The 16,810-nt window shown below is 72.3% G+C and carries 17 protein-coding genes; 14 read left to right on the top strand and 3 right to left on the bottom strand.

Annotation, left to right across the window (positions count from 1 at the left end; genetic code table 11):
• Window positions 1–139: 139 nt before the first annotated feature.
• The 8 genes from alr to tsaD all read left to right on the top strand — a co-directional run bounded on the left by alr (window position 140) and on the right by tsaD (window position 6,663).
• Window positions 140–1,285, top strand: coding sequence for an alanine racemase (gene alr / locus BJ981_RS02955; protein WP_184615555.1), 1,146 nt, complete (start codon window positions 140–142; stop codon window positions 1,283–1,285).
• Window positions 1,286–1,296: 11 nt separating this feature from the next.
• A complete protein-coding gene (locus BJ981_RS02950) occupies window positions 1,297–2,373 on the top strand; it encodes an alpha/beta fold hydrolase (RefSeq protein WP_184608187.1) in 1,077 nt (358 codons plus the stop codon).
• On the top strand, window positions 2,370–2,855 hold the full coding sequence (gene tsaE, locus BJ981_RS02945; protein WP_184608186.1) for a tRNA (adenosine(37)-N6)-threonylcarbamoyltransferase complex ATPase subunit type 1 TsaE: 486 nt from the start codon (window positions 2,370–2,372) through the stop codon (window positions 2,853–2,855). The genes BJ981_RS02950 and tsaE overlap by 4 nt, the downstream gene beginning before the upstream one ends.
• A 167-nt stretch (window positions 2,856–3,022) precedes the next feature.
• A complete protein-coding gene (locus BJ981_RS02940; protein ID WP_184608185.1) occupies window positions 3,023–3,667 on the top strand; it encodes a hypothetical protein in 645 nt (214 codons plus the stop codon).
• A gap of 22 nt (window positions 3,668–3,689) precedes the next feature.
• Entirely contained in the window at window positions 3,690–4,265 is a 576-nt protein-coding gene (locus BJ981_RS02935) for a class F sortase (protein WP_184608184.1), read from the top strand.
• Window positions 4,266–4,494: 229 nt separating this feature from the next.
• The gene (tsaB, locus tag BJ981_RS02930) at window positions 4,495–5,166 is read left to right on the top strand and encodes a tRNA (adenosine(37)-N6)-threonylcarbamoyltransferase complex dimerization subunit type 1 TsaB (RefSeq protein WP_184608183.1); all 672 of its coding nucleotides are present in this window, start codon (window positions 4,495–4,497) and stop codon (window positions 5,164–5,166) included.
• A 20-nt stretch (window positions 5,167–5,186) separates the two neighbouring features.
• Complete coding sequence (rimI, locus tag BJ981_RS02925) at window positions 5,187–5,639, top strand: ribosomal protein S18-alanine N-acetyltransferase (RefSeq protein WP_184615553.1); 453 nt, start codon at window positions 5,187–5,189, stop codon at window positions 5,637–5,639.
• Window positions 5,632–6,663, top strand: a complete 1,032-nt coding sequence (tsaD, locus tag BJ981_RS02920; protein ID WP_184608182.1) for a tRNA (adenosine(37)-N6)-threonylcarbamoyltransferase complex transferase subunit TsaD — start codon at window positions 5,632–5,634, stop codon at window positions 6,661–6,663. Before rimI ends, tsaD begins: the two co-directional genes overlap by 8 nt.
• 9 nt (window positions 6,664–6,672) lie before the next feature.
• Here the strand turns inward: tsaD and BJ981_RS02915 are convergent, their stop codons facing one another.
• Window positions 6,673–8,184, bottom strand: a complete 1,512-nt coding sequence (locus BJ981_RS02915) for a hypothetical protein (RefSeq protein WP_184608181.1) — start codon at window positions 8,182–8,184, stop codon at window positions 6,673–6,675.
• A 216-nt stretch (window positions 8,185–8,400) separates the two neighbouring features.
• Window positions 8,401–9,585 carry a class I SAM-dependent methyltransferase gene (locus tag BJ981_RS02910; protein WP_184608180.1) on the bottom strand — a complete coding sequence of 395 codons (1,185 nt, stop codon included), beginning with the start codon at window positions 9,583–9,585 and terminating at the stop codon, window positions 8,401–8,403.
• Between the two features lie 239 nt (window positions 9,586–9,824).
• On the opposite strand from BJ981_RS02910, the gene groES reads away from it, so the two are divergent.
• The 4 genes from groES (at window position 9,825) to BJ981_RS02890 (ending at window position 13,014) form a co-directional block, all read left to right on the top strand.
• Window positions 9,825–10,136, top strand: a complete 312-nt coding sequence (gene groES, locus BJ981_RS02905) for a co-chaperone GroES (RefSeq protein WP_055482820.1) — start codon at window positions 9,825–9,827, stop codon at window positions 10,134–10,136.
• A 108-nt stretch (window positions 10,137–10,244) separates the two neighbouring features.
• Window positions 10,245–11,867 carry a chaperonin GroEL gene (groL, locus tag BJ981_RS02900; RefSeq protein ID WP_184608179.1) on the top strand — a complete coding sequence of 541 codons (1,623 nt, stop codon included), beginning with the start codon at window positions 10,245–10,247 and terminating at the stop codon, window positions 11,865–11,867.
• Window positions 11,868–12,184: 317 nt separating this feature from the next.
• Window positions 12,185–12,811 carry a sigma-70 family RNA polymerase sigma factor gene (locus BJ981_RS02895; RefSeq protein ID WP_184615551.1) on the top strand — a complete coding sequence of 209 codons (627 nt, stop codon included), beginning with the start codon at window positions 12,185–12,187 and terminating at the stop codon, window positions 12,809–12,811.
• Entirely contained in the window at window positions 12,808–13,014 is a 207-nt protein-coding gene (locus BJ981_RS02890) for a hypothetical protein (protein WP_184608178.1), read from the top strand. Before BJ981_RS02895 ends, BJ981_RS02890 begins: the two co-directional genes overlap by 4 nt.
• Here BJ981_RS02890 and BJ981_RS02885 read toward each other — a convergent pair.
• Complete coding sequence (locus BJ981_RS02885; protein ID WP_184608177.1) at window positions 12,975–13,352, bottom strand: DUF5319 domain-containing protein; 378 nt, start codon at window positions 13,350–13,352, stop codon at window positions 12,975–12,977. The genes BJ981_RS02890 and BJ981_RS02885 overlap by 40 nt on opposite strands.
• A 223-nt stretch (window positions 13,353–13,575) precedes the next feature.
• Here BJ981_RS02885 and guaB point away from each other — a divergent pair, with 223 nt between their 5' ends.
• Both guaB and BJ981_RS02875 read left to right on the top strand, forming a co-directional pair.
• Window positions 13,576–15,054 (top strand): IMP dehydrogenase, encoded by a 1,479-nt coding sequence (gene guaB / locus BJ981_RS02880; RefSeq protein WP_184608176.1) that lies wholly within the window; start codon window positions 13,576–13,578, stop codon window positions 15,052–15,054.
• Window positions 15,055–15,576: 522 nt separating this feature from the next.
• A complete protein-coding gene (locus BJ981_RS02875) occupies window positions 15,577–16,695 on the top strand; it encodes a GuaB3 family IMP dehydrogenase-related protein (RefSeq protein ID WP_184608175.1) in 1,119 nt (372 codons plus the stop codon).
• The last annotated feature ends 115 nt before the right edge of the window (window positions 16,696–16,810 follow it).

Here is a 16,810-nt window from a genome sequence, read left to right as displayed (position 1 = left end):
GGCAAGGGGCAGGGCACTGTCCGTGCAGGACAGGGCACGTGCCACGGCCCGCGAGGCCCTGGCAGGAACCTGCCCCGCACGGGCGCGATACTGCGAGACTGAGAGGGTGAGCTTCCCTATTCCCGATGTCCACAGTCGCGTGGCCACGCCCGCCGAGGCCCGGGTCGACCTGTCGGCGATCAGGCACAACGTGTCGGTGCTGCGCGAGCACTCCCGCGCCGCCGAGATGATGGTCGCCGTCAAGGCCGACGCCTACGGCCACGGCCTGGTGCCCTGCGCCCGCGCCGCGCTCCAAGGCGGCGCCACCCGCCTCGGCACGGCCTACGTCCGCGAGGCCCTGGAGCTGCGCGCCGCCGGGATCACCGCGCCCGTCCTGTCCTGGATCCTCACGCCGGACGAGCCGCTGGACGAGGCGCTGACGGCGGACGTCGAGCTGTCCGCGGGAGCCGTCTGGCCGGTGGACGCGATCGTCGCCGCCGCGCGCAGGACCGGCCGCACCGCGCGGATCCACCTCAAGGCCGACACCGGCATCACCCGCGGCGGCGCCACCGCCCGCGCGTGGCCCGAGCTGCTGGACCGCGCGCTGGCCGCCCAGGCCGAGGGCGCCGTCGAGATCGCCGGGCTGTGGTCGCACTTCGCCTGCGCCGACATCCCGGGCCACCCCTCGATCGCCCGCCAGCTCGCCGAGTTCGACGAGGCCCTGGCCGTCGCCGACAAGGCCGGCGTCACCGGCTCGCACGTCCTGCGGCACATCGCCAACTCGGCCGCCACGGTCTCGCTGCCCGGCGCCCACTACGACATGGTCCGCCCCGGCATCGCCGTGTACGGGCTGAGCCCGATCCCCGAGCTCGGCGACTTCGGCCTGCGCCCGGCGATGACGCTCACCGCCCGCGTCGCCATGGCCAAGCGCGTGGACGCCGGCACCGGCGTCTCCTACGGGCACCTCTACACGACCGACCGCGAGACCACCATGGCCCTGGTGCCGCTCGGGTACGCCGACGGCGTGCTGCGCGGCGCCACCAACCGCGCGGAGGTCCTCGCCGCCGGCCGCCGCCGCAGGGTCGCGGGCCGGGTCTGCATGGACCAGTTCATGATCGACGTAGGGGACGACCCGATCGCCGAGGGGGACGAGGTCGTCCTGTTCGGACCGGGCGCCCACGGGGAGCCCACCGCTCAGGAATGGGCCGATTCCCTCGGCACGATCACTCATGAGATCGTGACGAGGATCGGTGCGCGCGTGCCGCGCGTTCACCGGGAGACGGCACCGATGGAAGGCGCCGGTTGAAGGAGGTACGGATGCCCACACGCCGCAGGGTCGGCATCGCCGGGGCGGTCGTCGGCGCCGCGTCGGCGGGCGTGGCGGCGGCCGCCCTGGCCAAGAGGTACGCCGTGGGGCGCATCCGCCTGCGGCCGGATCTCGAGGCGAGCGAGCCCTTCGGCGAGTTGCGCGGGCGGCCCGTCACCGTGCGGACCTCCGACGGCGTCGAGCTGTACGCCGAGGTCGACGGCCCCGAGGACGCCCCGCTGACGATCGTCTTCTGCCACGGCTACACCCTCAACCTCGACTCCTGGCACTACCAGCGGCGCGACCTGCGCGACACCCACCGGCTGGTGTTCTGGGACCAGCGCTGCCACGGCCGTTCCACCCGCACCCCCGCCGAGGACTGCACGATCGACCGCCTCGGCGCCGATCTGGCCGAGGTGCTGAAGACGCTGGTGCCGGGCCCGTGCGTGCTCGTCGGGCACTCCATGGGCGGCATGACGGTGATGGCGCTGGCCGAACGGCACCCCGAGCTGTTCGGGGACAAGGTGCGCGGCGTGGCGCTGATCTCCACCTCCGCGGGCAAGCTCGCCGAGCTCACCCTGGGCCTGCCCGCCCTGTTCTCCAAGGTCGTCCACCGCGCCGCCGCGCCCGCGGTCACCCTGCTCGGACGGCGCGCGGCGCTGATCGACAAGGGCAGACAGGCGGGCAGCGACGTGTCGTTCCTGGTGCTGCGCTACCTGGGGTTCGGCGACGCGACCAAGATCAGCCCCACCGTGGTCGACTTCGCGGAGTCCATGATCCGCTCCACCCCCACGGACGTCATCGCCGACTTCTACCCGGCGCTGATGTCCCACGACAAGCTGTCCGCCCTCGGCGTGCTGGACAAGGTGCCCACCGAGATCATCGTCGGCGACAAGGACTGGCTCACCCCGACCGAGCACAGCAGGGCCATCCACGCGAGCCTGCCCACCGCGCGGCTCACCGAGATCGAGGGCGCCTCCCATCTGGTACTGCTGGAGGAGCCCGAGACCGTGACCGGGGCGATCGCCCGGCTGGTCGAGCGAGCCCTGGAGGCCGGCGCCGGAGACGCGATGGGAGAGGCCGTATGAACCAGGTGACCAGACACGTGACCAGAGACGTGCCCACGACCGAGGACATGCGCGCGCTGGGGGAGGAGGTCGCGCGCCTGTTCGGCCCCGGCGACCTGGTCGTGCTGTCCGGCCCGCTCGGCGCGGGCAAGACCACCTTCGTCCAGGGCGTCGCCGAGGGGCTCAAGGTGCGCGGGCCGATCACCTCGCCGACGTTCGTGATCGCCCGCGTCCACCCCTCGCTCGCCGGCGGCCCGGCCCTGGTCCACGCGGACGCCTACCGCCTCGGCGGCGCGCTGGAGGTCGACGACCTCGACCTGGACGCCTCCCTGGAGGACTCGGTGACCGTCGTGGAGTGGGGCGAGGGCCTGGTGGAGGGGCTCGCCGAGGACCGTCTGGAGATCGCGATCCGGCGCGCCGACGCGGGCGAGGAGCGCGTCGTCGAGCTGCGCGCGGTCGGGTCGCGGTGGAACGAGGCGATCGGCCGCCTTTCTCCGATCTAGACCGGTAATCTTGCCTCCCTTGACGCACTCCTGAGTTCCTGTGAATCATCGGAATGAAGATCGTTCCAATGGGTTGGCCTGTCATTTCTGGGTATGCCAGGTTGGGTAAAGCCCAGGTGTGGTCGTGTCGGGCGGGGTCGGATCGTACGGCGAAGTGGAGTGCGACGGTGCACAGGGTCGGGCGGGTCGCGGTGTCGGGTGCGTTCCTTCTCTTGGGCGGCGTCGCGTGCACCGCCTCGGCCCAGACCGGAGGGACGGCCGATCCCACCCCTGCGCCCACGCTGAGCAGGCAGGACATCCGCGTCCAGATCGTGCCGAGCAAGGTGCAGAGCGGGGCGACGCGCTCGGTCCGCGTCCGCGCCTTCTGCCCCGTTCCGCAGGGCGGCACCGACTACCGGGCGACGGCGCGGTCCAACTCCTTCACCGGCGTGGTCACGCTGACCCAGCCGCCGCTGTCCACTCCCGCGGCGTCCTCCACCCCGGTCACCACGGCGGCCCCCTCGCCGGAGGTCCACGGCTTCGCCCTCGTCGACGAGGACGCCCGGCCCGGCCGCTACGAGGTCGACGTCAAGTGCGACGGCACCAACGACACCGGCAAGGCCACGTTCACCCTCACCGCCAAGCGCTCAGAGCCCGCCCCCACCAGGACCCGCGTCGTGCCCACCAGGGCGCCGCGGGCCGGGGGCGGCGGCACGGCCGCGGGCGCGACGGACGAGCCGGGCGGCATTCCCACGGCGGTGACCGTGGTGGTGCTGCTCGGGGCGCTCGGCGGCGGCGTGGCGCTGGCGCGGCACAGGTCCCGGACCCGCTGACCGTCCCGCCCGCGCTCCCCCCATGGCCGACACCCCCAAGTGGCTGAGGATCGTGGTCGCCGGGGTCGTCACCGGCGCCGTCCTGTACGCGATCACCGGCGGCCCCGGACGCGAGTCCGAGCCGCGCCGGATCAAGACCGCCGTCCCCGAGCGCCTCGACATCCCCTCCCTCGGCCTGAAGGCCCCCCTCATGAAACTGGGCCTCGCCGACGACGGAGAGGTCGAGCTGCCGCCGTTCGAGAAGCCGTCCACGGCGGGCTGGTTCGACCAGAGCGTCGTCCCCGGCGACGCGGGCCCCTCGGTGATCATCGGCCATGTGGACACCAAGACGGCCCCCGCCGTCTTCTACCGCCTGCGCGAGCTCAAGAAGGGCGCGATCGTCAAGGTCCGACGCAGCGACGGCAGGACCGCCCAGTACCGCGTCAACGCCATCGAACAGGTCGCCAAGGACCGCTTCCCCGCCGAACGCGTCTACGCCGACGACGGCCTCCGCCTGGTCACCTGCGGCGGCACCTTCGACCGCAAGACCCACGAATACCTCGACAACATCATCATCTACACGACCCTGATAGGCGCCCCCTTCCCCGCCGCCGCGTAGAACGACAGCCTGAAGACCCCTGAGAACAACCGGCCCTCGTGCGGGCGCGCCGGTGCTCTGGAGGAGGAGGGAGGAAGGGGGTGAGGAACGATCCCCCTTCCGACCGACGACGGAAGAGCACCGGCTCAAAGGCGCCCGCACGCCGCGACGCCGGAGGCGGCGCCATGAACACGGCCGCGACGCCGGAGGCGGCGCCATCAACACAGCAAACCCGTTAGGCTTGGCGTTTGTGCTGGTCTTGGCCTTTGATACCGCGACACCGGCCGTCACCGCCGCGTTGCACGATGGTGACCGGGTTCTCGCCGAGTCGACGACGATCGACGCCCGCAGGCATGGTGAGCTGCTCGTTCCCTCGATCCGCGAGGTCCTGCGCGAGGCGGGCGCCGCGCTCGGGGACGTCACCGCGATCGTCGCGGGAGCGGGCCCCGGGCCGTACACGGGGCTGCGCGTCGGGCTGATGACCGCCCAGGCCCTGGCCGCCACGGCCGGCGCCCCGGCGTACGGCGTCTGCACGCTGGACGCGCTCGCCTACGCCGCGGGCCTGAGCGAGCCGTTCGTCGTGGCCACGGACGCGCGGCGCAAAGAGGTGTTCTGGGCCGAGTACGCCGACGCGCGCACCCGCGTCACCGAGCCCGCGGTGGACCACCCCGGCGACCTGCCCGCGGGACCGCCGCTGGTCGGGGCGGGCGCGCGCATGTACGCGGCGATCGTCGGCGAGCACCGTCTGGCGCCGGACGCCCCCGAGTACCCCTCGGCGGGCGCGCTGGCCGCGCTGGCCGCCGAACGCCTGGCCGCCACGGGGGGCGCGGACGGCGACGCCGTGCTCACCTCGCCCCGCCCGATCTACCTGCGCCGCCCGGACGCCCGCGAGCCGGGCCCGCCCAAGAAGGTGACGGCGTGAGCGTGGCCACGCTCCGGCAGATGACCGAGGCCGACCTGCCCGCCGTCCTGTCCATCGAGCGCGCGACGTTCCCGCTCGACGCCTGGAGCGAGGGCATGCTGCGCGGCGAACTGGCCGACCAGCCGCGCACCCGCCACTACATCGTGGCGGTGGCCGAGGGCGAGATCGTCGGGTACGCGGGTCTGGCGGCGGCCGGGGACCAGGCCGACGTGCAGACCATCGCGGTGCGGACGGCCAGCCAGCGCGCGGGCATCGGCAGCGCCATGCTGTCGGAGCTGCTCGCCGAGGCCGTGCGCCGGGGCGCGACCGCGGTGTTCCTCGAGGTCAGGGCCGACAACCCGCCCGCGCAGGCGATGTACGAGAGGTTCGGGTTCGAGCGCGTCGGCCTGCGCCGCGACTACTACGACGACGGAACCGACGCGATCATGATGATGCGGTCGCTGAACGGTCAGGGAGGCGACCGAGATGGCTGACGAGCCTTTGGTGCTGGGCATCGAGACCTCGTGCGACGAGACCGGCGTGGGCCTGGTCCGCGGCAGCACGCTGCTCGCCAACGCCGTCGCCTCCAGCGTCGAGGAGCACGCCAGGTTCGGCGGCGTCGTGCCCGAGGTCGCCTCGCGCGCCCACCTGGAGGCCATGACGCCGACCGTCGAGCGCGCTCTGGAACAGGCGGGGGTGCGGTTCTCCGACATCGACGCCGTCGCCGTGACCGCGGGGCCGGGCCTCGCGGGCGCGCTGCTCGTCGGCGTCGCCGCCGCCAAGGCGTACGCCATGGGGCTCGGCGTGCCGTTGTACGGCGTCAACCACCTCGCCGCGCACGTCGCCGTGGACCAGTTGGAGCACGGCCCGCTGCCCAAGCCCACCATCGCCCTGCTGGTCTCCGGGGGGCACTCCTCGCTGCTGCTGGTGCCGGACGTCGCCAGGGACGTGATCTCGCTCGGCTCCACGGTGGACGACGCGGCGGGCGAGGCGTTCGACAAGGTGGCGCGGGTGCTCGGGCTGCCCTTCCCCGGCGGCCCGCACATCGACAGGGCCGCCGCGCAGGGGTCGGGGACGGCGGTGGCCTTCCCGCGCGGCAAGTACGACGACGGCACGCTGGACTTCTCGTTCTCCGGCCTGAAGACCGCGGTGGCCCGCTGGGTGGAGGCCAAGGAGCGCGAGGGCGGGTCCGTGCCGGTGGCGGACGTCGCCGCGTCCTTCCAGGAGGCCGTGGTGGACGTTCTCACCCGCAAGGCCCTGCAGGCGTGCCGGCAGTACGGCGTCGAGGACCTGCTGATCGGCGGCGGCGTCGCGGCGAACTCGCGGCTGCGCGCGCTGGCCCAGGAGCGGTGCGACGCGGCGGGGGTGCGGCTGCGCGTGCCGAGGCCGGGGCTGTGCACCGACAACGGGGCCATGATCGCGGCGCTGGGGTCGGAGCTGGTGGCCTCCGGCATCGGGGCCTCCGCCTGGGACATCCCCGCCGACTCCTCGCTGCCGATCACCACCGTCCACGTGTGAGGCCCGGCCTCAGTCCTTGACGGGGCGCGCCGGGCGCAGGAGCGCCTCGGCGAGGGCGAGCATCGTCTCCTCCAGGGCGCTCAGCCTGCGGGTCAGGTCGTCGTGCGCGGGCTGGATCACCTCGCCGACGGTCTCGGAGAGCTGGCCGCGGTCCGGCCGCGCCCGCACGAGGTCCAGCAGCTCGGCCAGCGGCGGCAGGGAGGCGACGGTCTCGGACAGCCGGCGGTCGATCTCGTCGAACCGCTTGTCCTGGACGCCCCCCTGGGCGTCGATGAGCTCGCCCACCCGCTTGTGCACCTCGCCGACCTCCAGCAGGCCGGGGAGCTGGCCGACGCGCTGGTTGACGGCCTCCACACGGTCGTCCACCATGTCGAGCCGCTCGCTGACGTCCTCGAAGCTCGCGCCGATCGCGGTGAACCGCTCGTCGTGCCGGGACAGCGCGCCGTCGATGCCCGTGAGCCGTTGGTCGACGCCGGTCAGGCGGCTGTCCAGCCCGGTCAGGGCGCTGTCCACCTCGGTGAACCGCCCGTCGAGGCCGTCCAGGGCCGCGAGGCCGGCCCCGGCGGTCTCGACCCGGTCGTGCAGGCTCTGGAGCCGGACGTCCACGGTGTCCAGGCGCCCCTGGACGGCCCCCAGGTGGCTGTCCACGTCGTCGAACCGGCCGGGGACGGTGGAGAGGCCGGACAGGGAGGACACGGTGGACAGGGCGCCCTCCACCCGGCTCTCGACGCCCGCGACCCGCCCGTCCACGCCGTCGAGACGGCCGCCGAGCCGCGTCTCGGCCTCGGCCAGCCGGGTGGCCATGCCGTCCAGCTTCTCGGTGAGCCGCTCGACCGAGCCGTTGAGGCGTTCGACGGCCGAGGGCAGCATCTCGTCCAGACCCTCGGTGAGGTCGAGGACGCCGCCCTCCAGCCGCTCGGTGCGCTGGGTGAGCTCGTGCAGGGCCTTGTCGACGCGGGTGAACCGGCCCGCGGCGGCTTCCATGCCGGACGCCAGATGCTCCAGGCGGCGCGCGAACTCGGCCATGCGCTCGGGGAGCGCCTGGCCGCCCTCCAGGACGGCCTGGAGCCGCTTGAGGGCCTCGGCGACCCCCTCGCGCACGGCGCCGAGGTCGGTCCACAGGCCGGAGAGCTCGGTGATGGGCTTCACCCGGTCGCCCACGGCCTCGACGCGGTCGCCGAGCCCCGCCACCCGGTCGCCCACGAGGTCCACCCGGTCGCGCAGCGCCTCCACGTGCTGGGCCAGGCCCTCGGCCCAGGCGGGCGGCCGGGTGGCCAGCTCGCCGAGCCGGCCGTTCACCCCTTCCAGCGCGCCGTTGAGCCCGCCGAGCTCGCGCTCGCGCACCTCGCGCAGCAGCCATTCCATGCCTTCGAGGCGCTGGCGTATCTCGTCGAGGACCGCGCCCTGCGTGCGCTGCTCGTAGACGTGGTCCTGGGCCGCTCGGGCGAGGAGCTCGCGCATCCGGTCGGAGATGGCGGTCTGGCCGCCCGCCTGGAGGAGGGCGTGGTTGGAGTGATCCACCGGAAGCTCCTTCACTCGCGGGCGGTCGGCCGCGCGGCGGTGGGGTAGGTCCTGGTCGTCGCGGGGACGAATACGCGGCGAATAAGGCGGGTCGGCCATCGATCAGGCCAAAATCCCGCGCTGGCCAACTGTAGTGGCTCGGCGGGACGCTTTCGGGGCCGACTTTAAAACTTCGTGATTGCGGTGGATTTGGGGGAGTTGTGGCGTTTAGGCAGGTCAGGACGGCCGGCAGATGAAGGCGAACGGGTCCGTGCCGATGCGGGTGAGCACCACGACACACGATTTATCACCGGAAAGCCGGAGGTCTTTCCTCAAACGCTCCAGATCGAGCGCCGAGCCGCGTTTCTTCAGCGTCACCGTGCCGATCCCGCGTTCCCGCAACGCCGCTCGCAGGCGCTTCAGCGAGAAGGGCAGCGCCTCCAGCACCTCGTACCGCGCGGCCCACGGCGTGGACGCCGGGGACTCCGCCGTGATGTAGGCGATGTGCGGGTCGATCAGGTGGCCGCCCACCAGCGCGGCGACCTCGGCCACCAGGTGGGCGCGCACGGCCGCGCCGTCCGGCTCGTACAGGTACCGGGCCACCGGCCCGTGCGGGGCCGGCCCCAGGGAAGGGTCGGCGGTCAGCGTGTCGCCGGAGGGCAGCATGGTCGCGCGGCGGCCCGGCCGCGCGGCGAAGGCGCCCGTCCACAGGACGGCCTCCTTGACCTCGCCCCGGTAGGACACCCACTCGGCCTCGGCGTCCTCGGGGATCAGCTCGTACGGCAGGCCAGGCGCGACCTTCAGGCAGGCCGCGCGCGCCCGCTCCGCGAGGGCGAGCACCCGCGGCCAGGGCGGGGAGTACGCCATCGGGTCGAAGACCCGCCTGCCGGTCGAGCGCCGCGCCGGGTCGGCGAAGAGCGCGTCGTACCCCTCCGGCTCGACCTGGGACGCCTCGCCCACCCGCACGGTCACCAGCCCGGCCAGCCCCAGGACCGCCGCGTTCGCCCGCGCTACCTCGGCCGTGAGCGGGTCGGCGTCCACCGCCTCCACCCGGCGGCCCGCGCGGGCCAGTGCGATCATGTCCCCGCCGATGCCGCAGCAGACGTCCGCCACCGTGGTCACCTCGGCCGCCCCCTCGGCGAACCGGCGGGCCCGGTGCGCGGCCACCTCGGCGCGCGTGGCCTGCTCCAGGCCGTCGCCGGTGAAGTACATGACGGCCGCGTCCGCGCCGAACTTGGCGGCCCCGCGCGCCCGCAGCGTCGCCTGCGCGAGCGCCGCCCCGCTGAGCCCCGGGCCGAACGACCTGCGCAGCCCGCTCACGATCCGCAGGCCCTCCTCGCCGGCCGCCAGCCCCGCCGCGGCCCGCCGCAACGCCTCCTGCCCGTCCGGCGTCAGGAGCTCACGAAAGGCATCGACATCCACGCCGCCCGACGCTACCGCCCTGCGGGGCGGGCCTGGTCCGAGGCCCTCGAAGACCTCTTACGCGCCACTGGCACGGCTCGTGTTGACTGTGTCGGCGGCCTTGCATACTGTTCAGTGTTGGCACTCGCCCATTGAGAGTGCCAAGACGAAAATGCGACGAGGCAGGTCTGACACCCGCGACGGCAGGCCGCTGGTCGCCTCTTCAGCCATCATCGAATATCTGAAGGGGAGGTCCGATCGTGACGACCGCCACCAAGGTTCCCGTTAAGCCGCTCGGCGACCGCATCGTGGTCCAGCCGCTTGAGGCCGAGCAGACGACCGCTTCCGGTCTGGTTATCCCGGACACCGCCAAGGAGAAGCCGCAGGAGGGCAAGGTCCTCGCGGTCGGCCCCGGCAACTGGGACGAGGACGGCGAGAAGCGCATCCCGCTCGACGTCAAGGAAGGGGACGTCGTCCTCTACAGCAAGTACGGCGGTACCGAGGTCAAGTACGGCGGCGAGGAGTACCTCGTGCTCTCCGCCCGTGACGTTCTCGCGATCATCGAGAAGTAAGCCCCGGAGCGCGCCAGCTACCACCAGTCCGGAGCCTTACGAATTTTGCGTGTCACGCCCCGGGTCCTGTCCCAGGCCCCGGGGCCTCTGACGCTGAGAGGACCTTAAATGCCCAAGATCCTGGAGTTCGACGAGGACGCGCGGCGCGCTCTTGAGCGTGGCGTGAACGCCCTCGCGGACGCCGTCAAGGTGACCCTCGGGCCGCGCGGCCGTAACGTCGTCATCGACAAGAAGTTCGGTGCCCCGACCATCACCAACGACGGTGTCACCATCGCGCGCGAGGTGGAGCTCGACAAGCCGTACGAGAACCTCGGCGCCCAGCTCGCCAAGGAAGTGGCGACCAAGACCAACGACATCGCGGGTGACGGCACCACCACCGCCACCGTCCTGGCCCAGGCCATGGTGCGCGAGGGTCTGCGCAACGTCGCCGCCGGCGCGTCCCCGCTGTCGCTCAAGCGCGGCATCGACCTGGCCGCCCGCGCCGTCAGCGACCGCCTCCTCGAGCGGGCCCGTCCCGTCGAGGACAAGAAGGAGATCGCCAACGTCGCCACCATCTCGGCGCAGGACGCCAAGATCGGCGAGCTCATCGCCGAGGCGTTCGACAAGGTGGGCAAGGACGGCGTGATCACCGTCGAGGAGTCCAACACCATGGGCCTCGAACTGGAGTTCACCGAGGGTCTCCAGTTCGACAAGGGGTACCTGTCGCCGTACATGGTGACCGACCCCGAGCGCATGGAGGCCGTCCTCGAGGACGCCTACGTGCTGCTGCACCAGAGCAAGGTCTCCTCGATCGCCGACTTCCTGCCGCTGCTGGAGAAGGTCGCCCAGACCAAGAAGCCGCTGTTCGTGGTCGCCGAGGACGTCGAGGGCGAGGCCCTGGCCGTCCTGGTCACCAACAAGATCCGCGGCACCTTCACCTCCGTCGCCGTCAAGGCCCCCGGCTTCGGCGACCGGCGCAAGGCCATGCTGCAGGACATCGCGATCCTGACCGGCGGCCAGGTGGTCTCCGAGGAGCTCGGCCTCAAGCTGGAGAACGTCGGCACCGAGGTGCTCGGCACCGCGCGCCGCATCGTGGTCACCAAGGACACCACCACGATCGTGGACGGCGCGGGCGACCCGCAGGCCGTCTCCGACCGCGTCCGCGAGATCCAGTACGCGATCGAGCAGACCGACTCCGACTGGGACCGCGAGAAGCTCCAGGAGCGCCTCGCCAAGCTCTCCGGCGGCATCTGCATCCTGCGCGTCGGCGCGGCCACCGAGGTCGAGCTCAAGGAGAAGAAGCACCGCCTTGAGGACGCCATCTCGGCGACCCGTGCCGCGATCGAGGAGGGCATCGTCTCCGGCGGTGGCTCCGCGCTCGTGCACCTCGCCAAGGACCTCGACGACATCGGCCTGACCGGCGACGAGGCCACCGGCGTCTCCATCGTCCGCCGGGCGCTCGTCGAGCCGGCCCGCTGGATCGCCGAGAACGCCGGCCAGGAGGGGTACGTCGTCACCTCCAAGATCACCGACCTGCCGGTGGGTCACGGCCTCAACGCCGCCACGGGCGAGTACGGCGACCTGATCGCCCAGGGCGTCATCGACCCGGTCAAGGTGACCCGCTCGGCCGTGCAGAACGCCGCGTCCATCGCCGGCATGCTGCTCACGACCGAGGCCCTCGTGGTCGACAAGCCCGAGGAGGAGGCTCCGGCCGCCGCCGGCCAGGGCCACGGTCACGGCCACGGCCACTGATCCGGTCTCTGGTCCGGCCACCGGCCGCTTCGGCGCCGAGCACGGCCCGCGTCCCGCCCCGGGGCGCGGGCCGTGCTTTTTGGTTGAATCGATTTTCACTTCGGCGGATTTGAGGCGGCGGTAAACCGATCGCGGCGCCGGGGCGTCGGCGGGCCCGCGAGCTGTGGCGACATCGGGCGAATATCACTCGAATTCGGGGCGCGGCGGAAATACGCAAACGTCACTGTGCGCGTTCGATTACGCAGGGTTATCGTCGCGTCAATGTGACCAATCCGTATCCGTTCACCATGACGACATGCGCGATCGTGGCGGGCATCATGCCTAACGTGACCGAGGGATGCGTCGCCGACGCCAAGACTGGGGTAAGGCTTGCGACGAGATCGGACGAGTCCGACCTCAGGGATCTGACAAGCCTTGCCGTCCAGGGGGATCGCACCGCGATCGAATCATTGCTGGGGCAGTTGCGCCCGATGGTGGTGCGCTATTGCCGTGCTCGATTGGGCCGGGTATCCGGTCATTACCACATCGCCGACGACGTGGCCCAGGAAGTGTGCATCGCGGTGCTCGCCGCCCTGCCGCGCTACCGGGACATGGGCCGGCCGTTCGCCTCGTTCGTCTTCGGCATCGCCTCCCACAAGGTCGCCGACGCCCTGCGCAGCTCCGTGCGCTCGGCCGTGCCCACCCAGGACCTCCCCGACGGCCCCGACCAGGGCCCCGGGCCGGAGGAGACCGTCGTGCGGTACATCGAGGCCGCGCACGCCCGCGAGCTGCTGTCCCGCCTTCCCGAGAACCAGCGCGAGCTGATCATCCTCCGGGTGGTGTCGGGTCTGTCCGCCGAAGAGACGGGTAACGTACTCGGTATGTCACCAGGTGCGGTTCGCGTGGCCCAGCATCGGGCGCTGGCAAGGCTTCGGGCGATGGCCGACATGGAGTCGATAGCTTGACCGCCGTCCATCCGGCGCGTTCACTGCGGACACGCGGGGCCGAGACCGACCCCCAGGTTCTCAGGACGGACGCGGTCATCGACGCGCTCGCGCGCCGGGAGCCGGCCGGCGAGCAGGACGACTTCGTCGTGGGCCTGCTCCGCGCCCTCACCGAGGACGTCGATCAGCGGCTCTCCTCGGTGTCGATCACGCCGTCCACGTAGCCGCGGGCATACTCCCAGCTCACGTAGTGGGCCGGGTCGGGCTCGAAGGCGGGCTCGTGGACCTGTGGACGGCCGTGGTCGATCATCTGCCGCAGGTTGCCGCGCAGCAGGTCCCAGTCGAAGTAGTGCTGCTCGCCGCACTCCGGGCAGTCGAGCACGAGCCCGAGCACGCCCTGCGGCTCCAGCAGGGAGCGGAAGACCTCCACGTCGGCGAGGTCGGTCAGGGCCTCGTCCCGCTCGGCCAAGGTCAGCGGGTCGGAGTCGTCGAGTTCGCCCATCGCCGCGGCGGGGTCGTTCGGATCGTCCGCGAATGGGTCGCGGGGGACGTCTTCCAGCACGCTTTCCACCTTATGACCCCCACCTACCCTGATGAGGGCAAGTGGTGGCGTAGCAGTGATACGACCTACCCTGATGAGGGCCGCCTGTTGGCGAGCGGTGACCATACGGTCGCGCTCAGGTTATCCACAGGACGCGGAGGCCGTCACGTGCGGGCCACTAAACTGACTGCGGGGGCCGGCGCCTTTCCCCGTCTCGAAGAGCGCCATGGCAGGAGGGTCGCAGATGGCAAAGTTCACCGAGCCCGGGCTCACGTTCGACGACGTGCTTCTGGTGCCCGCCTATTCCGACCTGGCGCCGGGTGAGGCGGACACCACCACCCGGCTGTCCCGCTCGATCACCTTGCGCGTCCCGCTGGTGTCGGCCGCCATGGACACGGTGACCGAGGCCCGCATGGCCGTGGCGATGGCGCGCCAGGGGGGTCTCGGCGTCCTGCACCGTAACCTGTCCATCGCCGACCAGGCCCAGCAGGCCGACCTCGTGAAGCGCTCCGAGGCGGGCATGGTCACCAACCCCGTGACGTGCTCCCCTGACGACTCCCTCGCCGACGTCGAGGCCCTGTGCGCCAAGTACCGCATCTCGGGCGTGCCGGTCACCGACGACGACGGCGTCCTCGTCGGCATCGTGACCAACCGCGACATGCGCTTCGAGAGCGACCTCAACCGGCCGGTGCGCGAGGTCATGACCGCCATGCCCCTGGTCACGGCCCCGGTCGGCGTGTCCCGCGACGAGGCGTTCCGCCTCCTGCGCCACAACAAGGTCGAGAAGCTGCCCCTCGTCGACCCCGACGGGCGGCTGCGCGGCCTCATCACGGTCAAAGACTTCACCAAGAGCGAGCAATATCCTCTCGCCACCAAGGACGCCGACGGCCGCCTGGTCGTCGGGGCCGCCGTGGGCGTGGCCGGCGACGCCGAGCAGCGCGCGATGGCCCTGATCGACGCCGGTGTGGACGTGATCGTGGTCGACACCGCCCACGGCCACTCACGCGGCGTCTGCGACATGGTCGCCAAGATCAAGGCGAACGGCCGGGTGGACGTCATCGGCGGCAACATCGCCACGCGGGCGGGCGCGCAGGCGCTGATCGACGCGGGGGCCGACGCCGTCAAGGTCGGGGTCGGGCCCGGCTCCATCTGCACCACCCGCGTCGTCGCGGGCGTGGGCGCGCCCCAGGTCACCGCGATCCACGAGGCGTCCCTGGCGTGCGGCCCGGCGGGCGTGCCCGTCATCGGCGACGGCGGCCTCCAGTACTCGGGCGACATCGTCAAGGCCCTCGCGGCCGGGGCGAACACCGTGATGCTGGGCTCGCTACTGGCCGGCTGCGAGGAGTCCCCCGGCGAGCTGATCTTCATCAACGGCAAGCAGTTCAAGTCCTACCGCGGCATGGGATCCCTGGGCGCGGTGCGCAACCGCGAGCGCGGCGGATCCTTCAGCAAGGACCGCTACTCGCAGGAAAGCGTCGCCAGCGAGGACAAGTACATCCCCGAGGGCATCGAAGGCCAGGTCCCCTACCGCGGCCCGGTCGCCGCCGTCGCCCACCAGCTCGTCGGCGGCCTGCGCCAGGGCATGTGGTACACCGGCGCCCGCACGATCGAAGAGCTCCACGAGAACGGCCTCCTGATGCCCATCACCGCCGCCGGCCTCAAGGAAAGCCACCCCCACGACATCCAGATGACCGTGGAGGCCCCGAACTACCACGGCCGCTGACCCCCTCCACCCCACCCGGCCGTCCAGCACGCCACGGCCACGGGCAGGGTCAGGGTCTCGTCCGGGCGCTCGCGGCGAACGTGCCCGCGCCGCCGGCGGGCGGCCCATCGCCGGGTGGCCGGACCCGTGACGGGAAGAACGGCAATGGGTGCCGACCCACCGCCTCCCCGCGGTGCCGACCGTGCCGACGGGGCTGGCCGGGCCGGCGGTGCCGAGAGTCGGTCGGGCTCGCGGCGCGGACGGGCTGGTCGGGCTGGTGGCGCGGACGGGCCGGTCGGGCTGGTCGGGCTGGTGGCGCGGACGGGCCGGTCGGGCTGGTCGGGCTGGTGGCGCGGACGGGCCGGTCGGGCTGGTCGGGCTGGTGGCGCGGACGGGCCGGTCGGGCTGGTCGGGCTGGTGGCGCGGACGGGCCGGTCAGGTCGGCTGGGGCGTTCTGCGAGGTGGTAGGGCGAGGGTGGAGTTGGGGCGGGTTCGTAAGCTTCGTAAGCACAACGGGTTTTTTGAGACGGGAACGGCGAGAGCATGACTCAGGTTGAAATCGGGCGCGGCAAGAGCGGGCGCCGGGGCTACGCGCTGGACGAGATCGGCATCGTGCCCTCACGGCGCACGCGCGACCCCGAAGAGGTCTCGATCTCCTGGCAGATCGACGCCTACCGCTTCGAGCTGCCGGTCGTGGTGAGCCCGATGGACAGCGTCGTGTCGCCGAGGACCGCGATCGAGATCGGACGGCTCGGCGGCCTCGCCGTGCTCGACCTCGAAGGTCTCTGGACCCGCTACGAGGACCCCGCGTCGCTGCTGTCCGAGGTCGCCGAGATGCGCGGCGAGGCCGCGACCAAGCGCCTGCAGGAGATCTACTCCGCGCCGATCAGCGACGAGCTCATCGGGCGCCGCATCGAGGAGGTCAGGTCCGCCGGCGTGACCACCGCGGCCCGCCTGTCGCCGCAGCGCACCGCGCAGCACCACAAGGCCGTGATCGACGCCGGCGTCGACATCTTCGTCATCCGCGGCACCACGGTCTCGGCCGAGCACGTCTCCGGCCGTGCCGAGCCGCTGAACCTCAAGCAGTTCATCTACGAGCTCGACGTGCCCGTGATCGTCGGCGGCTGCGCCACCTACACCGCCGCCCTCCACCTGATGCGCACGGGTGCCGCCGGCGTCCTCGTGGGCTTCGGCGGCGGCTCCGGGCACACCACCCGCACCGTGCTCGGCGTGGCCGTCCCGATGGCGACCGCGATCGGCGACGTCGCCGCCGCCCGCCGCGACTACCTCGACGAGTCCGGCGGCCGGTACGTCCACGTCATCGCCGACGGCGGCATGACCAGCTCCGGCGACATCGCCAAGGCCATCGCCTGCGGCTCCGACGCCGTCATGGTCGGCTCGCCGCTCGCCCGGGCGGCCGAGGCCCCGGGGCGCGGACACCACTGGGGTTCGGAGGCCCACCACGGCGAGCTGCCGCGCGGCGCGCGGGTGGAGGTCGGCACCATCGGCACGATGGCGGAGATCCTCCACGGCCCGTCCACCGTCGCGGACGGTTCGATGAACCTCATGGGCGCCCTGCGCCGCACCATGGCCACCGCGGGCTACTCCGACCTGAAGGAGTTCCAGCGCGTCGAGGTCGTGGTCGCCCCCCAACTCCACTGACCTCGCGCTCACCACCCGGGCACGCCCCACGACGTGCCCGGGTCAGCCACAGACCTTTCGACACCACCACACCCCGCCCTCATCCTCCGCCGCGCTCATCCACGCCGTGTCGGAC

The sequence above is a fragment of the Sphaerisporangium krabiense genome (assembly GCF_014200435.1).
Taxonomy (GTDB): domain Bacteria; phylum Actinomycetota; class Actinomycetes; order Streptosporangiales; family Streptosporangiaceae; genus Sphaerisporangium; species Sphaerisporangium krabiense.
The sequence above is the reverse complement of the archived record's forward strand: the minus strand, read 5'-3'. Positions and strand labels throughout refer to the sequence as shown.